Source organism: Methylovirgula ligni (assembly GCF_004135935.1).
Classification (GTDB): domain Bacteria; phylum Pseudomonadota; class Alphaproteobacteria; order Rhizobiales; family Beijerinckiaceae; genus Methylovirgula; species Methylovirgula ligni.
Genome location: NZ_CP025086.1, coordinates 856872 through 874876, shown reverse-complemented (window position 1 = coordinate 874876; position 18005 = coordinate 856872). Strand labels below are relative to the sequence as shown.

General features: G+C 60.9%; 22 protein-coding genes and 1 tRNA gene. 15 read left to right on the top strand and 8 right to left on the bottom strand.

What is annotated here, in order from left to right; genetic code table 11:
- Positions 1-414: 414 nt before the first annotated feature.
- Entirely contained in the window at positions 415-621 is a 207-nt protein-coding gene (locus tag CWB41_RS04175; RefSeq protein WP_165203976.1) for a hypothetical protein, read from the bottom strand.
- Between the two features lie 258 nt (positions 622-879).
- Between CWB41_RS04175 and CWB41_RS04170 the strand changes: the two genes are divergently transcribed.
- Positions 880-1584, top strand: a complete 705-nt coding sequence (locus CWB41_RS04170; protein WP_115837155.1) for a Crp/Fnr family transcriptional regulator — start codon at positions 880-882, stop codon at positions 1582-1584.
- A gap of 15 nt (positions 1585-1599) precedes the next feature.
- Here the strand turns inward: CWB41_RS04170 and CWB41_RS04165 are convergent, their stop codons facing one another.
- On the bottom strand, positions 1600-2121 hold the full coding sequence (locus tag CWB41_RS04165; RefSeq protein WP_129396393.1) for a hypothetical protein: 522 nt from the start codon (positions 2119-2121) through the stop codon (positions 1600-1602).
- Positions 2122-2154: 33 nt separating this feature from the next.
- On the opposite strand from CWB41_RS04165, the gene CWB41_RS04160 reads away from it, so the two are divergent.
- The 5 genes from CWB41_RS04160 (at position 2155) to CWB41_RS04145 (ending at position 4508) form a co-directional block, all read left to right on the top strand.
- A complete protein-coding gene (locus tag CWB41_RS04160) occupies positions 2155-2397 on the top strand; it encodes a hypothetical protein (protein ID WP_115837156.1) in 243 nt (80 codons plus the stop codon).
- Positions 2398-2767: 370 nt separating this feature from the next.
- Complete coding sequence (locus CWB41_RS04155; protein WP_115837157.1) at positions 2768-3550, top strand: sensor histidine kinase; 783 nt, start codon at positions 2768-2770, stop codon at positions 3548-3550.
- Positions 3547-3783 carry a hypothetical protein gene (locus CWB41_RS04150; protein WP_129396392.1) on the top strand — a complete coding sequence of 79 codons (237 nt, stop codon included), beginning with the start codon at positions 3547-3549 and terminating at the stop codon, positions 3781-3783. The genes CWB41_RS04155 and CWB41_RS04150 overlap by 4 nt, the downstream gene beginning before the upstream one ends.
- 274 nt (positions 3784-4057) lie before the next feature.
- Positions 4058-4240: a hypothetical protein gene (locus CWB41_RS16115; RefSeq protein ID WP_147301475.1), complete on the top strand. Its 183-nt coding sequence runs from the start codon at positions 4058-4060 to the stop codon at positions 4238-4240.
- Complete coding sequence (locus tag CWB41_RS04145; RefSeq protein ID WP_115837159.1) at positions 4230-4508, top strand: hypothetical protein; 279 nt, start codon at positions 4230-4232, stop codon at positions 4506-4508. Before CWB41_RS16115 ends, CWB41_RS04145 begins: the two co-directional genes overlap by 11 nt.
- A 507-nt stretch (positions 4509-5015) precedes the next feature.
- On the opposite strand, the gene CWB41_RS04135 is transcribed toward CWB41_RS04145, so the two are convergent.
- The 5 genes from CWB41_RS04135 to nth all read right to left on the bottom strand — a co-directional run bounded on the left by CWB41_RS04135 (position 5016) and on the right by nth (position 8772).
- Positions 5016-5690, bottom strand: a complete 675-nt coding sequence (locus CWB41_RS04135; RefSeq protein WP_129396391.1) for a Spy/CpxP family protein refolding chaperone — start codon at positions 5688-5690, stop codon at positions 5016-5018.
- A 163-nt stretch (positions 5691-5853) separates the two neighbouring features.
- Entirely contained in the window at positions 5854-6402 is a 549-nt protein-coding gene (fae, locus tag CWB41_RS04130) for a formaldehyde-activating enzyme (protein WP_115837389.1), read from the bottom strand.
- A gap of 399 nt (positions 6403-6801) precedes the next feature.
- A tRNA-Ser gene (locus tag CWB41_RS04125) sits at positions 6802-6891 on the bottom strand.
- A gap of 57 nt (positions 6892-6948) precedes the next feature.
- The gene (ruvB, locus tag CWB41_RS04120; RefSeq protein WP_115837163.1) at positions 6949-7995 is read right to left on the bottom strand and encodes a Holliday junction branch migration DNA helicase RuvB; all 1047 of its coding nucleotides are present in this window, start codon (positions 7993-7995) and stop codon (positions 6949-6951) included.
- A gap of 90 nt (positions 7996-8085) precedes the next feature.
- Positions 8086-8772, bottom strand: coding sequence for an endonuclease III (gene nth, locus CWB41_RS04115; RefSeq protein WP_342633313.1), 687 nt, complete (start codon positions 8770-8772; stop codon positions 8086-8088).
- 125 nt (positions 8773-8897) lie between these two features.
- Here nth and CWB41_RS04110 point away from each other — a divergent pair, with 125 nt between their 5' ends.
- Positions 8898-9437 carry a DUF2244 domain-containing protein gene (locus CWB41_RS04110; protein WP_115837165.1) on the top strand — a complete coding sequence of 180 codons (540 nt, stop codon included), beginning with the start codon at positions 8898-8900 and terminating at the stop codon, positions 9435-9437.
- 3 nt (positions 9438-9440) lie between these two features.
- Here the strand turns inward: CWB41_RS04110 and CWB41_RS04105 are convergent, their stop codons facing one another.
- Positions 9441-9713 (bottom strand): hypothetical protein, encoded by a 273-nt coding sequence (locus CWB41_RS04105; protein ID WP_115837166.1) that lies wholly within the window; start codon positions 9711-9713, stop codon positions 9441-9443.
- 425 nt (positions 9714-10138) lie between these two features.
- Between CWB41_RS04105 and dnaK the strand changes: the two genes are divergently transcribed.
- The 8 genes from dnaK (at position 10139) to CWB41_RS04065 (ending at position 17754) form a co-directional block, all read left to right on the top strand.
- Positions 10139-12046, top strand: a complete 1908-nt coding sequence (gene dnaK, locus CWB41_RS04100) for a molecular chaperone DnaK (RefSeq protein ID WP_115837390.1) — start codon at positions 10139-10141, stop codon at positions 12044-12046.
- Positions 12047-12262: 216 nt separating this feature from the next.
- Positions 12263-13396 (top strand): molecular chaperone DnaJ, encoded by a 1134-nt coding sequence (gene dnaJ, locus CWB41_RS04095; RefSeq protein WP_115837167.1) that lies wholly within the window; start codon positions 12263-12265, stop codon positions 13394-13396.
- A 238-nt stretch (positions 13397-13634) separates the two neighbouring features.
- Positions 13635-14249 carry a class I SAM-dependent methyltransferase gene (locus CWB41_RS04090; protein ID WP_245411316.1) on the top strand — a complete coding sequence of 205 codons (615 nt, stop codon included), beginning with the start codon at positions 13635-13637 and terminating at the stop codon, positions 14247-14249.
- Entirely contained in the window at positions 14246-14965 is a 720-nt protein-coding gene (gene pyrF / locus CWB41_RS04085) for an orotidine-5'-phosphate decarboxylase (protein ID WP_115837168.1), read from the top strand. The genes CWB41_RS04090 and pyrF overlap by 4 nt, the downstream gene beginning before the upstream one ends.
- A gap of 253 nt (positions 14966-15218) precedes the next feature.
- Positions 15219-16028, top strand: a complete 810-nt coding sequence (gene dapB, locus CWB41_RS04080) for a 4-hydroxy-tetrahydrodipicolinate reductase (RefSeq protein ID WP_115837169.1) — start codon at positions 15219-15221, stop codon at positions 16026-16028.
- A gap of 8 nt (positions 16029-16036) precedes the next feature.
- Positions 16037-16663, top strand: a complete 627-nt coding sequence (locus CWB41_RS04075) for a 2,3-bisphosphoglycerate-dependent phosphoglycerate mutase (RefSeq protein ID WP_115837392.1) — start codon at positions 16037-16039, stop codon at positions 16661-16663.
- Positions 16664-16741: 78 nt separating this feature from the next.
- On the top strand, positions 16742-17113 hold the full coding sequence (gcvH, locus tag CWB41_RS04070) for a glycine cleavage system protein GcvH (protein ID WP_115837170.1): 372 nt from the start codon (positions 16742-16744) through the stop codon (positions 17111-17113).
- A 5-nt stretch (positions 17114-17118) separates the two neighbouring features.
- On the top strand, positions 17119-17754 hold the full coding sequence (locus CWB41_RS04065) for an alpha-ketoglutarate-dependent dioxygenase AlkB (protein WP_115837171.1): 636 nt from the start codon (positions 17119-17121) through the stop codon (positions 17752-17754).
- Positions 17755-18005: the final 251 nt, after the last annotated feature.

Sequence of the window (18005 nt, the reverse complement as noted above, 5' to 3'; positions counted from 1 at the left end):
CGACGTCACTGTACGTCCCTTAGGAAGTCGTCGGGAACGGGGAGATCGCATTCGCTGCGAGCACGCTCAACGATGTGTTCGGCAACGACGTCCAAATCCGCACGGACGACTTCTCAAGCTCAAATTCTCGGAAAAGATGCTCGACGCACGCGCCAATGTCGCGCACGTCGATGTTTTCGGAGACTTGCCCGCCTTCGCCCAACATTGGCATCGCTGGGAGCGGAGACCGTCGAGCGACAATCTGGATGAGAAAGCCCGACAGTCAGCATGAGGGGCTTGGCCGCGGCGGTTTTATTGCTCCAGGCGACGCTCCTGATCGCCTGAATCAATTCCTCGTCCGCTCGGCAAGAAAACGATCAGATCCTAAACCTGATCGCTTTCAGTAACCGTATCCGTTGTTGCAGAGGCCTGCGGCTATCTGGATCGGCCCGCAATAGCCACCGTATCCGCCGTATCCATATCCATGCCTGTAGCCGCCGCCGGCATATCGGCCGCCATGGCCGTGGTGACCGCCGGCAAAATGCCCGCCTGCATGACCACCGCCCATATGGCCGCCACCCATGTGACCGCCACCGCCGTGACCACCGCCACCATGGCCGCCGCCGCCGCGAGCATCTGCAATGGAAGGAGCCAAAGACAGCGCCAGCACCGCAGTACTCGCGAAAAGGATGTTTCTTATGGTTTGTCTCATGTCTATTTCCTCGAAAAGATAATAAGTTACGTAATAGCAATGGCCGAGAGACCCGTTCGTTCCTAAGTTATTGAAGAAGGGGCGAGGCCAAACGAAAAGGTGAAGCACTCTTTTTTGTGGAAGTGAGCCATTTTATACACTCGCGTCATCGCGACTGTACTGAATGCCCCAAATGGCAAGGAGGCAGGATGAACGTGCCGAAGCGTCCCCGCAAAAAATCCGGAGCGGAAAAACGGCGGTTTGACCCCGCGGTGTTTTTGGAGACCGCAGCCAAGGGCCGCGTCGTTGCCGCGCATCGCAAGCGTGAAATTCTTTTTGCGCAAGGCGATGATGCGGATGCGATTTTCTACATCCAAAAGGGCAAGGTCAAAGTCACCGTCGTCTCGAAGCACGGCAAGGAAGCTGTCGTCGCGATTTTGGGCGCAGACGAATTCGTCGGCGAGGGATGTTTGATCGGTCAGCCGAAGCGGCTGGCCACGGCGAGCGCAATGACCGATTGCGTAACGATGCGCGTAGAAAAAACGGAAATCATGCGCGTGCTTCGAGACGAGCCCACCTTTTCCCAGATGTTCGTCGCCCATATTCTGGCTCGGAATGCCCGGGTTGAAGAGGACCTTGTCGACCAGCTCTTCAACTCAACGGAGAAAAGGCTTGCCCGGCTGCTGTTGCTCCTGGCCAATTTCGGCAAGGAAGGACGGCCGGAGCCGGTGATCGCAAAGATCAGTCAGGAAACCCTCGCCGAGATGGTCGGCACGACGCGATCACGCGTCAGCCATTTCATGAACAAGTTCCGCAAGGCCGGCTTCATCGATTACAACGGCCATCTTGAAGTTCACAGTTCGTTGCTCAGCGTGGTGCTGGCGGATCACCCGCGGACTATTGAACCGCCGTGACAATCTTTGCCGCGCCTAATGTCCCCTCCACCCTGTGGGTGTCGAAGGGGCGTGCACGCTGGAAACTCCCGGAAGAGGGTTGTCACCGCGCGCCGGCTGCTGATGGTTTGCGACGGTCAATTGAGCGCTGATCAAAAGCGCCACAGTGATGGCGCTGAAGAAAAGCGCAAAGACGGCGCCTCGCAACCTATTGGCTCCGCCTGCGCCGATTTCAGTCGCCCGCGTTGGCGCACTGAAAGGCGTCGCACGCGGCAATAGCGCGATCAGGCGCGCCGCAGCCATTTCAGGGGCCGAATCTGCTGTCTGTTCGGCGGGAAGTGCTGCAATAAATGAGGCCAATCTCAGGGTTGCAGTTTCTCCGGGGAGGCGAGCCAATTGGGCAGCTTCCCGCCAGGGATCGACCCCAAGACGTGTCAGCACCGAAAGCACGCTGAGCAACATTCCATTTCTGTCCTCGCCTACAGGCGCGAACAGGAAGGTGTCAAATTCCGATCCCAGCGGGGAAAGCGATGAACACCGCGTCATTTTGTTCAGCAAGTATCACCGCCTGAGTTAAATCGACGAACGAGATTGGTGCAGCGGCTTCTGAGCCGCCGCATGCCTCTGGCATTATTCGGTGTGAACTTTATCGTGGCCTCGATCAGCGGCATGATTATGGCCGACATCGTGATCGTCGTGGCTTTTCAAATGATGCAGGCCTTCATCGCTCCCGTGGTGGTCGTGATGCATGCCGACCGCAACACCGTTTGGGCCCAGGATCACCGAATCCGCCATGGCACGCGCCGCGAAAAAGAAAGTGACAAAGGCTACTAGGAATAACGTCAGAAATTTTTTCATATCGCGTTCTTTCGAGATCGCCTGCGTGAAGCCGGGGCTTCAGATGAACGTTGCTCCTGGCATAATGGTTCGGACGAGTCTGAGCTAAATTAAACGCCTTCTTCTCGGCGTGGCAGCTTTCGTCACGGGTAGAAGGCCGCCACGCCAGCAAAGCGACGGGCTTTTTGCCAGGTTTGTACGCGTTAGTCATATCTTCGTTTATTTCGATCGTGAGCACTTTTGAACAGTCTCGGTTCAGGTGCCGTGCAATGGTCGCCCGTGGGGAATAGAGCGTGCTGCTCGAAGCCGCGCCGAGTCCCTCTCCAATCAGCTTTTTCGGCTTCATAAAAAGTCGGGAGTGAATGCTATGAGTAATACGCGGACAACGGAACGCCGTCTGTTGCAGCTCCCGTGGCTGCCCGCCATCAGAAACGCCAAGCGCGAACAGGCGCGGCATGATGCGTTGACGGACGAACTGCAGGCCGCTCTCGCCCGGGAAGCAGCCTTGCTCCGCGAGAAGAGCGCCCTGTTCCAACGTCAAGACATGCTCGCGCAGGAATTCGACCACCGTCTCATCAACAGTCTTCAATTGATTACAAGCCTGCTGTCCATGCAAAGCCGGGGAGCGTCAGCCGAAGCCGCCGCGCATTTGGACGCTGCGGCCCGCCGCGTCGCCGCCTTTGGCCGCGTGCATCGGCGTCTCCATGTCCTCGATCATCAAGAGAACGTGGAATTTAGGCAATATCTCCAGCAGCTATGCGAGGATCTCTCCGGCCTCCTGCGGGGGCAAACTGGTCACGTCATCCGCGTCGAAGGCGCGAAGTTGGAGATACCCACTCTGTTCGCGACGCCGCTGGGGTTTATCGTCGCCGAGCTGGTCACCAACTCGGCAAAATATGCCAAGAGCAATGTCGTCGTTCGGTTGGAAACCTCCCCGACGCTCGGCCATTCGCTCTCGGTGTTGGATAATGGGCCGGGGTTTCCGGCGGGGTTCGATCCTACAAAAAGCAACGGGCTTGGGATGAAGATCATTCTTTCGCTTGTTCAGCAGATCAACGGCACGTTGCGGATTACGCGTGGTGATGATGGCTGCGGAGCACGCTTTACCGTTACCTTCTGCGCACCGAGGTTCGGAGCAATCGAGACTTGAATTCGCCTCTGCGCTTTGGCGCAGATGACGAAGAGCGACGTAAAAATCCATCAGGAAAAAATAATAAAATTGAATCTTATCGGCGTTGTCGGGCCGAGCATGGTGGCGATGCTCGCGCCGCCATTCGAGCGCTGCTTGAGCAGATCTCGTATCTGGAATTGGCGCGCAACCGGGCTTCGGACCCTACTCAGCAACTTGGCGCGCGTATTTCCTTTCATTTTGACCAGCTATAATCAGGCTGACGACAGAACGTCGGAGCCAGGCGTAACGCGCGATACGTGGATCAACGTCTTCACGCGAGCACAAATGGAGAGCGTCTTTTGGCGGGCAGGGCTGCGCATTGAACAGCGGCGCGCTCTGGCAATGCAGACTTTGTGGCTTCTGCGGTCTCAGGCCATACAGAGCAGCGCTGTTTCCGGTTAAGCAGCGCACCGCCCTTTAAATTCCCGTTGTACCGCTCAGCAGACGGCCGCCTAAAGGCACCGAGCCGTTTTCCTCAGAAGCTTAATGGAACAAATCACACAGAAGACGCGGCGTAGTCCCGGCTATGAGTGCATCTCTGGCACCGCACTTACGCAACGTCGCCTTGTTAAAATCACAATGTTGTCAGTAATCGCCATGCCGCTGGTTAACCAAACCGGCGCAATTGCGCTGTTCCTATATGGGCAGGATTTAAAAAATGAAGTATAAATTTAGTAAATCTTCGCTGGATCAAGCGAAGAAGGAAAGCATTGAGGAAATCAAATCCAGAGAGATATCTGCAGTACGCGAGATCCTTGAGAAACTGTTGACAATCACTACTGGCTCGGTCGGTTTTCCGCGGGAGGATCTATCCGAAACAGCCGTCCAAGAAGGCGTCGAACTAACCAGAGAGTTTCTAAAGATCTTGAATCCGCAAGCAAGGCGTTTGGTCATAGAACTTGTGACGATAATCGCCGAATTGAGCGGGGACCGTTAGATTTCTCTCTCCACGCATGGCTGGGGAGAAATTATGCCTAACTCGAAATCGGAAATTTCTACGGCGAAGGATCGAAATATTTTGGAGGCGATCTATGCGCTTGAGGATGCGCGGATAGCAGCGGAACACGCCGATGATCGGACGTTGAGATATTTCATTGAGATGGCGCTTACTTATGCGAAGAACGCCGTTAAAACGGTGCAGGGGCCGATAGATCGCAGCAAGTAAGATACAGCCCTCTAGCGCGGCGATGATCGACGCGCGACCTTATCGCTCAAAACAAAGTCTCTCGGCCACGGCAACTTCTTGCCGTGGATCGAGGCCGAGTTTGGAATGAGCGAACAAAGCGCGCGCAACATGATGCATGTTGCAGAAACATTCGGTCAAAATCCAAAACGCGTTTTGGATTTGAGTCCCAAAGCCCTCTAACTGCTCGCCGCGCCAAGGATGCCAGAAAAAGCCGCCTTCGGGGCGGCCTTTTGTTGCTCTGGCTCGAAGCTGAATAGATCAGTCTTCGTGATGATGATGGTGGTGATGCCACCTGCCTGAATCGCGCCAATGATGATGCCAGCTGCCGTGGTGATGATGTTGAGACTGTAAGACGCCGTCGAATTCCGCTTTCTGTTTTTCGTCGAGGCTATTGTAAAAAGCGAGAATTTTTGGCGTTGTTGCCTTCAAGAATGCAACGCGGTTCTCAAGCAGACTCTGTATGAATGCCAGCCGTTTCTCCAACGTCGAAAGGTCCGGCTTGTTTGCGCACACATGGGCTTTGTTGTCAGCGCGAAGCTCATGGCGCGTGTCTTCAAGATCCTTGAATGCTGCTTTTTGTTTGTCCGTCAGATTCAAATGCTCTGCAACGTGGTCGACGTAATGTTGTTCCCGTTCGGCCGCCTTGGCTCTGTCGTTATCTTGGGAACAAACGTGTGAGAGCCATGCCTGATTTTCATTATCCGTTTCCTCCGCGGCAATGGCGTGGGTGGCACACCCCAGCACCAATGTGACGAGAAGCGATGAAAGCTTCAGTAGTTTCATGACGAGATTCCCTTGATCGATGGCGATCCGCGCAATGCTTATGCAGCTATCTGTGCCGGCGTGAATAGGCGCTGAACGCGATGAGCCATCACGATAATTTGCGGTGAGGCGTAAGACGCCCCAGCCCGCGGGCAGGTCGCGTTGGCGCAATTATTTTCGGGTCTTCAAAGGGCTCTTCGCGAGCATTGGACGGCTCATGACTTTATGAATGTTGCGGAGAAGTTCGCGGACAAATTAGAAAGTATTTCTAATTTAAAGCCGACTGCCCTCTACTTGCTCGCCGCGCCGTCGACGGCGGGGGTGATGAGGGAGGCTACAGTTCGCCCTTAAGTGCGCGCTCGAAATATTTATGAACGATTTTTTCCTGATTTTCGAGGAGCCATTCTATAGACGGTTCATTCGTCATGGCTTTATGAATGGCGCGCGCTGTCGCTTCACGGTGAATATCGAAAAGAATTTTATGGTCCAGCTTTTCGACGTCAACGACTGACGGATTCAGCCAGATCGATATAATGATGCCGATATCATTGACGTTCGCCTGAGGGATGTCGCCCTTACGCACGGCATCGAGAACGCCCATGGCTGTCGCATATTGGACGGTGCCCATGAGGATGTTCGTGTAGCGCGTATCTTTGACGGTCACTTTGCTCACGCACAGAGTGGCAGGTCGAACCATAACGTCCGTGTTGAGCAAGGCTAAGACGCGCGTGTGTCCGGCGACCTGATTCCCAAGCAAACTCGCGAAGGCTGATCCAAACGGACCGTCCAGATCGCCGATCACGATCTCCGGTTCGGCCGCCGTCCCTGGCGGGCCGCCTGCTACAAGTGCTTCTCCCACTCGAATTCCGATCTTCGTGCTCATGCTTGATCCCAAGACGGTTTCGGCATGCCGCCAAGGCATGCTGCTGATGATTGCATTTATAGAACACAGCGGTTTATTGCAAAGAAACAAATATTCCTATCAGGAGATCAGAGGCGTTCTGTCTCGATGGTACGACTAGCGTCCAGCGCGCGTAGCCGCCTTCAGCGCCACACCCGGCCCGGTCGCCGAGGCGCGCGACCAACTTGAAGTCGCGTTTGAGGTTGCCCGCGGCGACAATAGCGCGCCACAAGCCGAACAGCCGCCTCTAGAAGAGGCCGCCTGAGCTAGGCGGGCTTTTTGTTGTGTCGATCGCCCGAAAAGGCACCAAAATCGCGGTTAGGTCAGCCGTTATGGCAAGGCCAGAAAAGCGCAGCTAAGTTATTTATTTTGCTATGATTGTGGCGGAGAGGGAGGGATTCGAACCCCCGATAGGCTTGCACCTATGCCGCATTTCGAGTGCGGTGCATTCAACCGCTCTGCCACCTCTCCAGCACGCTGCGGTAGCCGGCGCAGATAACATGAGCGTTCCGGCCGTACAAGGCTGCTTCAATTCTCCGGGTCGGAGGCGAAAAGCCCGAATTGCTGCGGCGTCGCTGGCGCCTCCAGCCCAAGGTGGCGAAAGGCCTGCGCCGTCAGCATCCGGCCGCGCGGCGTGCGCTGCAGAAAGCCCTGCTGGATCAGATAGGGTTCGATAATGTCCTCGATCGCGTCACGCGGCTCGGAGAGCGCCGCTGCCAGCGTCTCGATCCCGACGGGGCCGCCGCCGAAGTTCGTCGCGATGAGGGAGAGATAGCGCCGGTCCATCGTATCGAGGCCGATGGCATCGACATCGAGCGCCCGCAGCGCCCGGTCGGCGATGGCGCGGGTGATGCCGCTTTTGGCACCTCCGACCTCGGCAAAATCGCGAACCCGGCGCAGCAGGCGTCCCGCGACCCGCGGCGTACCCCGCGCCCGCCTGGCGATCTCGTTGGCGCCGTCGTCGGTGATGGCGACGCCGAGCACATGCGCGCCGCGGCGGACGATGGTTTCGAGTTCCGGCACGGAATAGAAATCGAGCCGCACCGGGATGCCGAAGCGGTCGCGCAGCGGTGTGGTGAGGAGGCCCGCGCGGGTCGTCGCGCCGACGAGCGTGAATTTGGCGAGATCGATCTTCACCGAGCGCGCGCCGGGGCCGGTGCCGACCATGAGATCGAGCTGAAAATCCTCCATCGCCGGATAGAGGATTTCCTCGACGGCGGGGTTCAGCCGGTGGATTTCATCGATAAAGAGCACGTCGCGTTCTTCGAGCGCCGTCAATAGCGCGGCGAGATCGCCGCCCTTGGCGATCACCGGGCCGGAGGTCGAGCGGAAATTCACGCCCAATTCGCGCGCGACGATCTGCGCCAGCGTCGTCTTGCCGAGGCCGGGCGGCCCGACGAAGAGCACGTGGTCGAGCGGGTCACGCCGCGCCTTGGCGGCCTCGATGAAGATTTTGAGATTCTTGCGCGCGGCTTCCTGGCCGGTGAAATCGGCGAGCGTCAGGGGCCGCAGCGAGGCATCTTGATCCTCGGCGGCCGCTTCGGGTGCGATCAGGCGGCGCGGCTCATTCACGATCGATCCTCTCGAATCGCCACCCTATCACGCCGCGGGCCGAGAGCGGGATGAGGAAAAGCGCCAAGCGGTTTTCCGGCCACATCCCCCGCGCTAACCCGGCAGAGCCGTCTTTTTCGGCCAGCGGCAGAGGTCCGCGATCAGGCAGCGCCAGCATTGCGGCTTACGCGCCTGGCAGATGTAACGCCCGTGCAGGATCAGCCAATGATGCGCGTGCAGCTTATAGGCTTCGGGAATGATCTTCTCGAGCCCGTCCTCGACCTCGCGCACAGTCTTGCCAGGCGCCAGCGGAATACGGTTGGAGACGCGAAAGATATGCGTATCGACGGCGATGGTCGGCTCGCCGAAGGCGACATTGAGCACGACATTGGCGGTCTTGCGGCCGACGCCGGGCAGCGTCTCCAGAGCTTCCCGCGCGCGGGGCACCTTGCCGCCGAAATTCTCGATCAGGGCGCGCGAGAGGCCGATGACATTCTTGGCCTTGGTCCGGTAGAGGCCGATCGTCTTGATCAGCTCGCGCACGTTATCTTCGCCCAGCGCCAGCATTTTCTCCGGGCTGTCCGCCTTGGCGAAAAGTGCGGGCGTCGCCTTGTTGACGCCAGCGTCGGTCGCCTGCGCCGAAAGGACCACGGCGATGAGCAGGGTAAAGGGATTCTTGTAATGGAGTTCGGTGTTGGGATGCGGATTGGCTTCTGCGAAGCGGCGGAAGATCTCGGTGACGTCATCGGGCGGCACGGGTTTCGGCCAGCGGGCGGCCCGCGAGCCGGTGGTCGCCTTCACCGAAGGCGTTTTCCGGGTCGGAACCTTCGCGGCGGGTCTTCCCTTAACTCTTGGCTTAACTCTGGTGACGGACGCCATTTAGGCGTTATAAGGTTCGGGGACGTCCTGGAGAAGAGCGTGCCGCGATGAACGACGGCCCGGTCCACACAATCGAGGCCCGGGGCGGCAAGACGCCAGACCCCGCGCAGCAGCACATCTACGCCGTGCGCCTGCGCCCGTATCGTTCGCTCAGCCAGCGCAATTTCCGCATTCTGCTCTGCATCTTCTCGGCGATCAGCTTCGCGACGACGATCCCCTTTGTGATCATGGGCGCCTGGCCTGTCGCCGGCTTCATGGGTGTTGATGTGGCGATCTTCTATTTCGCCTTCCGCGCCAATTTCCGCGCCGCCCGCGCCTATGAGGATGTCGATGTGACGCCCATCGCGCTGTCGCTCGCCAAGGTTTCGCCGGAGGGCGCGCGGGCGGAATGGCAGTTCAATCCCTCCTGGGTCTATCTGCACAAGGAGACTCACGAGGAATATGGCGTGCAGAAAGTGGCGCTGGTGTCGCGCGGGCGCAGCGTCGAAGTGGGCAATTTCCTCGGCCCGGACGATAAGGCGCTTTTCGCGCAGGAACTCTCGCGCGCCTTGGCCGAGGCGCGTCGCGGCCCGCGTTTTTCGGACTGAGATTCAATAGCCGGGGCATACGTAGCTCGGCGGGCTCGCCCAGATGACGCGTGAGGGTGCCGGACAGTCGATGCCGCACGGCGTGCCGTTGACGTCACGCACGAAGTCCGAGACCGAATCATAGGTCCCGTCGGGCTGCTGGTAATGGCTCATCTTCAGGATCAGGCCGGGGCCGGTGACGACGCAGTGCTGCGAGTGGCGAAAATGGGCCAAGGCCGAGCCCGGCGCGGCGGCGAGAAGCGCGGCGGCAAAGAGGCAACGCGTGAAGCTTTGCATAGCGATCTCCTGGCGAATGAACGTGCCAATTTAGTCTTGTCGCGCAGATTCGTTGCCTAATAACCAATTTATATGAAGACGACGAACCAAAAGGGGCAGCAGAGCGAAGAATCCGCGTTCCAAGGCCCGCCCGGCCGTTCCGTAACCACGGTTTCGGTTGCGCCTTGCGCGGCGCGCGTCCGGCGCGATTCCCGGGCACGGAACCGGCAGCCACGACGGAGCTTTTCGGCCCCGCAAATCGTCGATTCTCGTAAAAACCCTGACTTGCGGCGAAAATTCATGTCCTTATATACGGGCCATCTTGCGCGCCCCTGCGGCGCTACCACATTGAGTTCTATCGGGGACCGGGCGGCCTTTACCCGTCCGCCCAAACGCCGGATTGCTTCGGGGTCCGGCTGGTCTTGCGGATCGAAAGGAAGAACGACATGGCTAAAGTTATCGGCATCGATCTTGGCACCACCAATTCGTGCGTGGCGGTGATGGAAGGGACGACGCCCAAGGTTATTGAGAATGCGGAAGGCGCGCGCACCACGCCCTCCATCGTCGCTTTCACGGATGATGGCGAGAGGCTCGTCGGCCAGCCGGCCAAGCGTCAGGCGGTCACCAATCCGGAGCGCACCTTCTTCGCGATCAAGCGGCTTATCGGCCGCACCTACGACGACCCCATGACCAAGAAGGACATGTCGCTCGTCCCCTACAAAATCATCAAGGCCGCGAATGGCGATGCCTGGGTACAGGCCGACGGCAAGCAATATTCGCCCTCGCAGATTTCCGCCTTCATCCTGCAGAAGATGAAGGAAACCGCCGAGGCCTATCTTGGCCAGCCGGTTTCGCAGGCTGTCATCACCGTTCCCGCCTATTTCAACGATGCCCAGCGCCAGGCGACAAAAGACGCCGGCAAGATCGCGGGCCTCGAAGTCCTGCGCATCATCAACGAGCCGACCGCAGCGGCACTCGCTTATGGTCTTGACAAAAAGGGCTCCGGCACGATCGCGGTCTATGACCTCGGTGGCGGTACGTTCGACGTATCGATTCTCGAAATCGGCGACGGTGTCTTCGAGGTCAAGTCGACCAACGGCGACACATTCCTCGGCGGCGAGGATTTCGACAACCGCATCGTCGATTACCTGAACGACGAGTTCAAGAAAGAGAGCGGCATCGACCTGAAGAAGGACAAGCTCGCTCTGCAGCGTCTGAAGGAAGCGGCGGAAAAGGCCAAAGTCGAACTCTCGTCGGCGACGCAGACGGAGATCAACCTCCCCTACATCACCGCCGATGCCTCGGGGCCGAAGCACTTCACCTTGAAGCTGACGCGCGCCAAGCTCGAAGCTCTGGTGGACGATCTCATCCAGAAGACGGTCGAGCCGTGCCGTAAGGCTTTGAAGGATGCCGGCCTCACCGCGGGCGACATTAACGAAGTCGTTCTCGTCGGCGGCATGACCCGCATGCCGAAGGTTCAGGAAGTCGTCAAAAACTTCTTCGGCAAGGAACCGCATAAGGGCGTCAATCCGGACGAAGTGGTCGCCATCGGCGCCGCGGTCCAGGCGGGCGTGCTGCAGGGCGACGTCAAGGACGTGCTGCTGCTCGACGTGACGCCGCTGTCGCTCGGCATCGAGACGCTCGGCGGTGTCTTCACCCGGCTGATCGACCGCAACACGACGATCCCGACGAAGAAAGGCCAGGTCTTCTCGACGGCTGAAGACAATCAGACGGCGGTGACGATCCGTGTCTTCCAGGGCGAGCGCGAGATGGCGGCCGACAACAAGCTGCTCGGCCAGTTCGATCTCGTCGGTATTCCGCCGGCGCCGCGCGGCGTGCCGCAGGTCGAAGTCACCTTCGACATCGACGCCAACGGCATCGTCAATGTGACGGCGAAGGACAAGGCGACCAACAAGGAACAGCAGATCCGCATCCAGGCGTCGGGCGGCTTGAGCGAATCCGACATCGACAAGATGGTCAAGGATGCCGAACTGCACGCGGCCGAGGACAAGACGCGGCGCGAATTGGTCGACGCCAAGAACCACGGCGAGGCTTTGATCCATACGGCGGAGAAATCGCTCAGCGAATATGGCGACAAGGTCTCGCAGGCCGACAAGAGCGCGGTGGAATCCGCGGTCGCGGGTGTGAAGAGCGCACTTGAGGGCGAGGATCTCGCCGCGATCAAGGCGCGGACCGAGGAACTCGTTCAGGCTTCGATGAAGCTCGGCGAGGCCCTTTACAAGGCGCAAAGCGAGGCGGGCTCCGCCCCCGGCGCGGACGCCGAAGGCGCGAAGGACGACGATGTCATCGACGCCGATTTCAAGGAAGTCGGCGACGACAAAAAATCGGCCTGATCGGCGTGCGCCGGATAGGACATAAAAAGGGGCCGGGCGGTTGCGCCTGGCCCTTTTGCGCGCCGCCTTTTTGCGTTTGTGCTCCGGTTGGCAAGCCTGGGGACGCTGCTTAAGTGTTGATGCGGGAGTAGCGGCGCCGACGAAGCCGCGATTTCCACGCCGAATCGCTTAAGTTACACGAGTAAATGCCGCGGGGGCGGCAGGGACCGATATGCAATGGGCAAGAACTGCTATTACGAAACGCTCGGCGTCACGCGGACGTGCACCGAAGTCGAATTGAAATCGGCTTTCCGCAAAGCCGCGATGCAATTTCATCCCGACCGCAATCCCGAGGACAAGACCTGCGAAGTCAAGTTCAAGGAAGTTAATGAGGCTTACCAGTGCCTCTCCGATCCGCAAAAGCGCGCCGCCTATGATCGCTTCGGCCATGCCGCCTTCGAGCAGGGCGGCGGCGCGAACGGCTTCGCGGGCGATGGTTTCGGCGCCTCGATGGCGGATATTTTCGACGATCTCTTCGGCGATGTGATGGGCCGCCGCGGCGGACGCGGCAACAGCGGCGCCACGCGCGGCTCGGATCTGCGCTACAATCTCGAAATCACGCTGGAAGAGGCGTTCGCCGGCAAAACGGCCAATCTCACCTTGCCGACATCGGTCGCCTGCACGGCCTGTTCCGGCTCGGGCGCCAAGCCCGGCGCCAAGCCCCGCGCGTGCACGACCTGCGGCGGCTACGGACGGGTGCGGGCGCAGCAAGGCTTCTTCTCGATCGAGCGCACCTGCCCGCATTGCCACGGGCAGGGCGAGGTCATCGACAATCCCTGCACGACCTGCTCGGGCAGCGGCCGCCTGACGCGCGAGCGCAGCCTCGCGGTCAACATTCCGGCGGGCGTCGAGGACGGCACGCGCATTCGTCTCGCGGGCGAGGGCGAGGCGGGCGTGCGCGGCGGGCCGCCCGGCGACCTTTACATCTTCATCGCCTCCAAGCCGCACCCCTTCTATCAGCGCGATGGCGCCGATCTCTTCTGCCGCGTGCCGATCTCGATGGTACAGGCGGCGCTTGGCGGCGAGATTGCCGTGCGCACGATCGACGGCGGCGAGACCAAGGTGAAAGTGCCGGAAGGCACGCAATCCGGCAAACAGTTCAAAGTGCGCGCCAAGGGCATGCCGGTGCTGCGCTCGCGTGACGTCGGCGACCTCTATATTCAGGTCAATGTCGAGACGCCGCAGAGTTTGACGAAGCGCCAGCGCGAACTTCTGGCCGAGTTCGAGTCCCTTTCCTCGAACAGCACGCATCCCGAATCGTCCGGCTTCTTCGCCAAGATGAAGGACTTTTTCGAGAATCTGGGCAATTAGGCCAAAGCGACAAATAAAAACCCCGCCGAGCATGGCTCGCGGGGTTCAAGGTTGACGGTGTGGGGGACCAGCACCGCCGTTATCAAAACCATATAGTGCGCCTGATATAATGATGTGCGGTGGCACACATGGGCTGCTGGACGCAGCGTTTGCGTCAAAAGACCACTCGCTTGCTTGACGCTGACGGCGCTCTCGGCGAATTTGCGCCGCGATCCAACTCTCGCCTCCGAGGCCCCCCTTGAGCCATCCTGCCACCGACGCGCCGAAGCCGCAGAGCCGCCGGGCCGATGCGGCGCAATTCCTGCGCACCTGGGCGGCCAATCCGCTGCTCCTCGGCGCGGTGACGCCCTCAGGTCCGGCCCTGGCCGCGGCGATGGCGCAGGAGATCGATCCGGCGCAGCCGGGCCCGGTCGTCGAGCTTGGCCCCGGCACGGGCGTGATGACGCAGGCGCTGCTTGCGCGCGGCATCGCCCCGGAGCGGCTGTTCCTCATCGAATATGAGCCGGGCTTCTGCGAATTGCTGCGGGCGCGCTTTCCGGGCGTCACCATCATCCAGGGTGACGCTTATGATCTGCGCGGCACCTTGGGCGCGCGGCTGAGCGCGGCGCCCATCGCCGTTATCTCCAGCCTGCCGCTCATCACCCGGCCCGAACCGCAGCGTGCCGCGCTGCTGGCGGAAGCTTTCGGCATGATGGCGCCGGGAAGCCCCTTCGTGCAATTCTCCTACAGCCTGTTCTCGCCGGCGCCGCGCAAACTGCTGGCGCCGCATACGCTCAAAATCTCGCCCTGGGTCTGGCGCAATGTGCCGCCCGCACGGGTCTGGGTCTATCGCGCCGCTGGAGCCGCCGCATGAGCGTGAGCAAGCCCTCTGACCGGCTGATCGTCGCGCTCGATTTTTCCGACGTTGCGCAGGCGCGCGCTCTGGTCGCGGCGCTCGGCGACAGCGTCTCGTTCTACAAGATCGGCATGGAGCTCGCCTATGGCGGCAGCTCGGCCGATAATGGTTTCGCGCTTGCCGATGAACTGGCCGCGAAGGGAAAGAAAATCTTTCTCGATCTCAAATTGCACGACATCCCCAATACGGTGCAGCGCGCGACGGCGCAGATCGCGCGCCGGGGTGTCGATTTTCTCACGGTTCACGCTTTTCCGCAGACCATGGCGGCGGCCAAGGCCGGCGCGGCCGGCAGCCATCTCAAGCTGCTCGCCGTGACCGTGCTCACCTCTTACGACGACGACGATCTGGCGGCGGCCGGGTATCGTTTCCCGGTTCGCGATCTCGTGCCCCATCGCGCCCAGCAGGCCGTCGCGCTCGGGATCGACGGGCTGGTTGCCGCCGCGTCCGAGGCGGCGGAATTGCGCCGCGCGCTTGGGCCGGAGATCATTCTGGTGACGCCGGGTATCCGCCCGGCCGGCGGCGCGGCCGGGGATCAAAAGCGCGTGGCAACGCCCGCGGCGGCGATCGCGGCGGGGGCGGATTATCTGGTGGTGGGGAGGCCGATTACGGAGGCGGCCGATCCGCGGGCCGCGGCCGAGGCGATCCAGCACGAAATCGCCACGGCGCGGGGATAATGGCTACGCGGAACGCTACGCAAAAACTGGGAACGCGACTGCAACTCAAACGCAACGCCGCAATATGTGACAAGGGCGAGCGCAAGCGAACGTACATCCGGCTCGCCTGCCCGGCGCTCTGCCGGAATGCTTCCCTAGTCGAGCGAAACCTATCGCGGCTCTATGACCTGCCCGTGACAGGGTGGGTTCAGGAGCGAACTTTTCATTCCGCCGCGCCCGCCGTATAGACGCCCTGGCGCATGGGAGATTTTTTATGAGCGATATGCGGCTCATCGTAGCCGGGGCGGCGGGTCGCATGGGCTGTGCGGTCATCGAACTGATCGCCAAGACGCCAGGCGTCAGCCTTGCCGCCGCGCTTGAAGGGCCGAAAAGCCCGGCGCTGGGCCAAGACGCGGGCATCTATGCCGGCGCCGGGGGACTCGGCATCGCGATTTCCAGCGATCCCCTGACTGCCGCGCTCGATGCCGACGGCATCATCGATTTCTCGACGCCTCACGCCAGCATCGAACTCGCGGCTCTGGCGGCGCAGGCGCGCATCGTCCACGTGATCGGCACGACGGGGCTTTCGGCCGGCGATCGCGAAAAGATCGCGGCGGCGGCAAATCACGCGGCTATTGTCCAATCGGGCAATATGAGTCTCGGCATCAATTTGCTAGCCAGCCTCGTCGAGAAGGTCGCGCAGGCGCTCGGCCCGGAATTCGATATCGAAATCGTCGAGATGCACCATCGGATGAAAGTCGACGCGCCGTCCGGCACCGCTTTGCTTCTTGGCGAGGCGGCGGCGCGCGGCCGCGCCGTTTCCCTCGCCGAACAGTCGGTGCGCAGCCGTGACGGCCATACCGGCGCGCGGGCCGAGGGCGCCATCGGCTTTGCGACCTTGCGCGGCGGCACGGTGGTTGGCGACCATTCGGTGATCTTCGCCGGCCCGGGCGAGCGGCTGGAACTGACCCACAAGGCCGAGGATCGGACCATTTTCGCGCGCGGCGCGTTGCGTGCGGCGCTCTGGGCGCGCGGGCGCAAGCCCGGCCTTTATGCGATGGCCGACGTGCTCGGCGTGAAATAGGAATGTCCATGCAACGGCTTCTCGTTCTCGTGCGGCACGGCCAGAGCGAATGGAATCTCAAAAACCTCTTCACCGGCTGGAAAGATCCGGGGCTGACGGAGCTTGGCGTTGCCGAGGCGCGCGGCGCCGGCCGGGCGCTGAAAGCGGCGGGTCTGGGCTTCGATACGGCCTATACGTCCGAGCTTGGCCGCGCCCAGAGGACCCTGACGCTGATCCTCGATGAACTCGGTGTGCCCAATCTGCCGACGACGCGCGATATCGCTCTCAACGAGCGCGACTATGGCGATCTCTCCGGCCTCAACAGGGACGAGGCAAAGGCACGATGGGGCGCGGAGCAGGTGCATCTCTGGCGGCGCTCCTACGATGTGCAGCCGCCGGGCGGCGAAAGCCTCAAGGATACGATCGCGCGCGTGCTGCCCTATTATTGTCAGGAGATCCTGCCGCGGGTGCTGCGAGGCGAGCGCACGATCGTCACCGCGCACGGCAATTCGCTGCGCGCGCTCGTCATGGTGCTCGACAGATTGACGCGCGACACGATTCTCGGCGCTGAAATCGCGACCGGAGCGGCGCTTGTTTACCATCTCAATGCGGATTCAACCGTGGAATCCAAAGTGGTTCTGCAACCGCAGCTTTGACGGCTGCATTGCGTATGTTCCCCGATTGCGCGGGCGGTGGCCTGTCCTAATGTTGCTTGCGACTCGCGAGGAAGCATCATGCTGAAATTCACCGGCGCCCATGAATGGCTCAAGCTCGATGGCGATGTCGCCGTCGTCGGTATCACCCGCCACGCCGCCGGGCAGATCGGCGATCTCGTCTTCGTCGAACTGCCCAAGATCGGCGCGGCTCTGAAGACGGGCGAGCGCGCCGTCGTTCTCGAATCGATCAAGGCGACCGCCGAAATCCGCGCGCCGGTCGCTGGCGAAGTCATCGAAATCAACGAGGATGTCGTCGCCCATCCGCCGCACATCGCGGCCGATCCGCAAGGCGAGGGCTGGCTCTACCGCCTGCGCGTCGACGATGTGGCGGCGGTGAACGCGCTGATGGACGAAGCCGCCTATCGGCATTTTCTCGGCGCGGCCGCCTGAAGCGGATGACGCTTTTCAAGGGAGCGCGCGAGACTTTCGCCGATGGGCTCATCTATGCGCCCGGCTATCTCGACATCCGCGAACAGGACGCTTTGCTGGCCGCGGTCGAGGCGGCGATCGAGGTGGCGCCGCTGTTCCAGCCGCGGATGCCGCGCACGGGCACGCCGTTTTCGGTGAAGATGACGAATTGCGGTGCGCTGGGCTGGGTCTCGGATCAGGAACGCGGCTATCGCTACCAGGCGGAGCATCCCGAAACCGGGCGCTCCTGGCCGGCCATCCCCGTGCTGGCGCTGCGCGCGTGGGAGGAACTCGGCGATTATCCGCACGCCCCCGAGGCCTGCCTTATCAATGTCTACGGGCCAGAGGCGCGCATGGGGCTGCATCAGGACCGTGGTGAGGCGGATTTGACGGCGCCCGTCGTCTCCCTTTCGCTCGGCGCCTCCTGCATCTTCCGCTGGGGCCCAACGCGGAGCGGCAAGACGCAATCTTTGGAGCTTGCGTCGGGCGATGCGCTGGTCCTCGCCGGGCCGGCGCGCCTCGCCTATCATGGCGTCGCGCGAATTCTGGCCGCCACGTCCGCTTTGCTTGACGGCGATCGTATCAATCTCACGCTACGGCGCGTGACGAAGCCTAAAAGATAATTCGGCGCGATCCGGCGACATCCGGATCGCGCCGCGAGGCACTCAATGACGCTAACCTCAATGATGCAGGAACAGCGCGAGAAGAATGATGACCGGGATCGGGATACCGATCAGCCAGAGAAGCAATCCTTTTCCGAGACCCATGATCTGTCCTCCTTTTTGAAGGTGTCGGACCAACGGGATCGGAGCTTTTCGGTTCCGTGAGGAACCTCACAACCTTCAACGGAACTTTTGCGCAGAGGGCGCGTTTT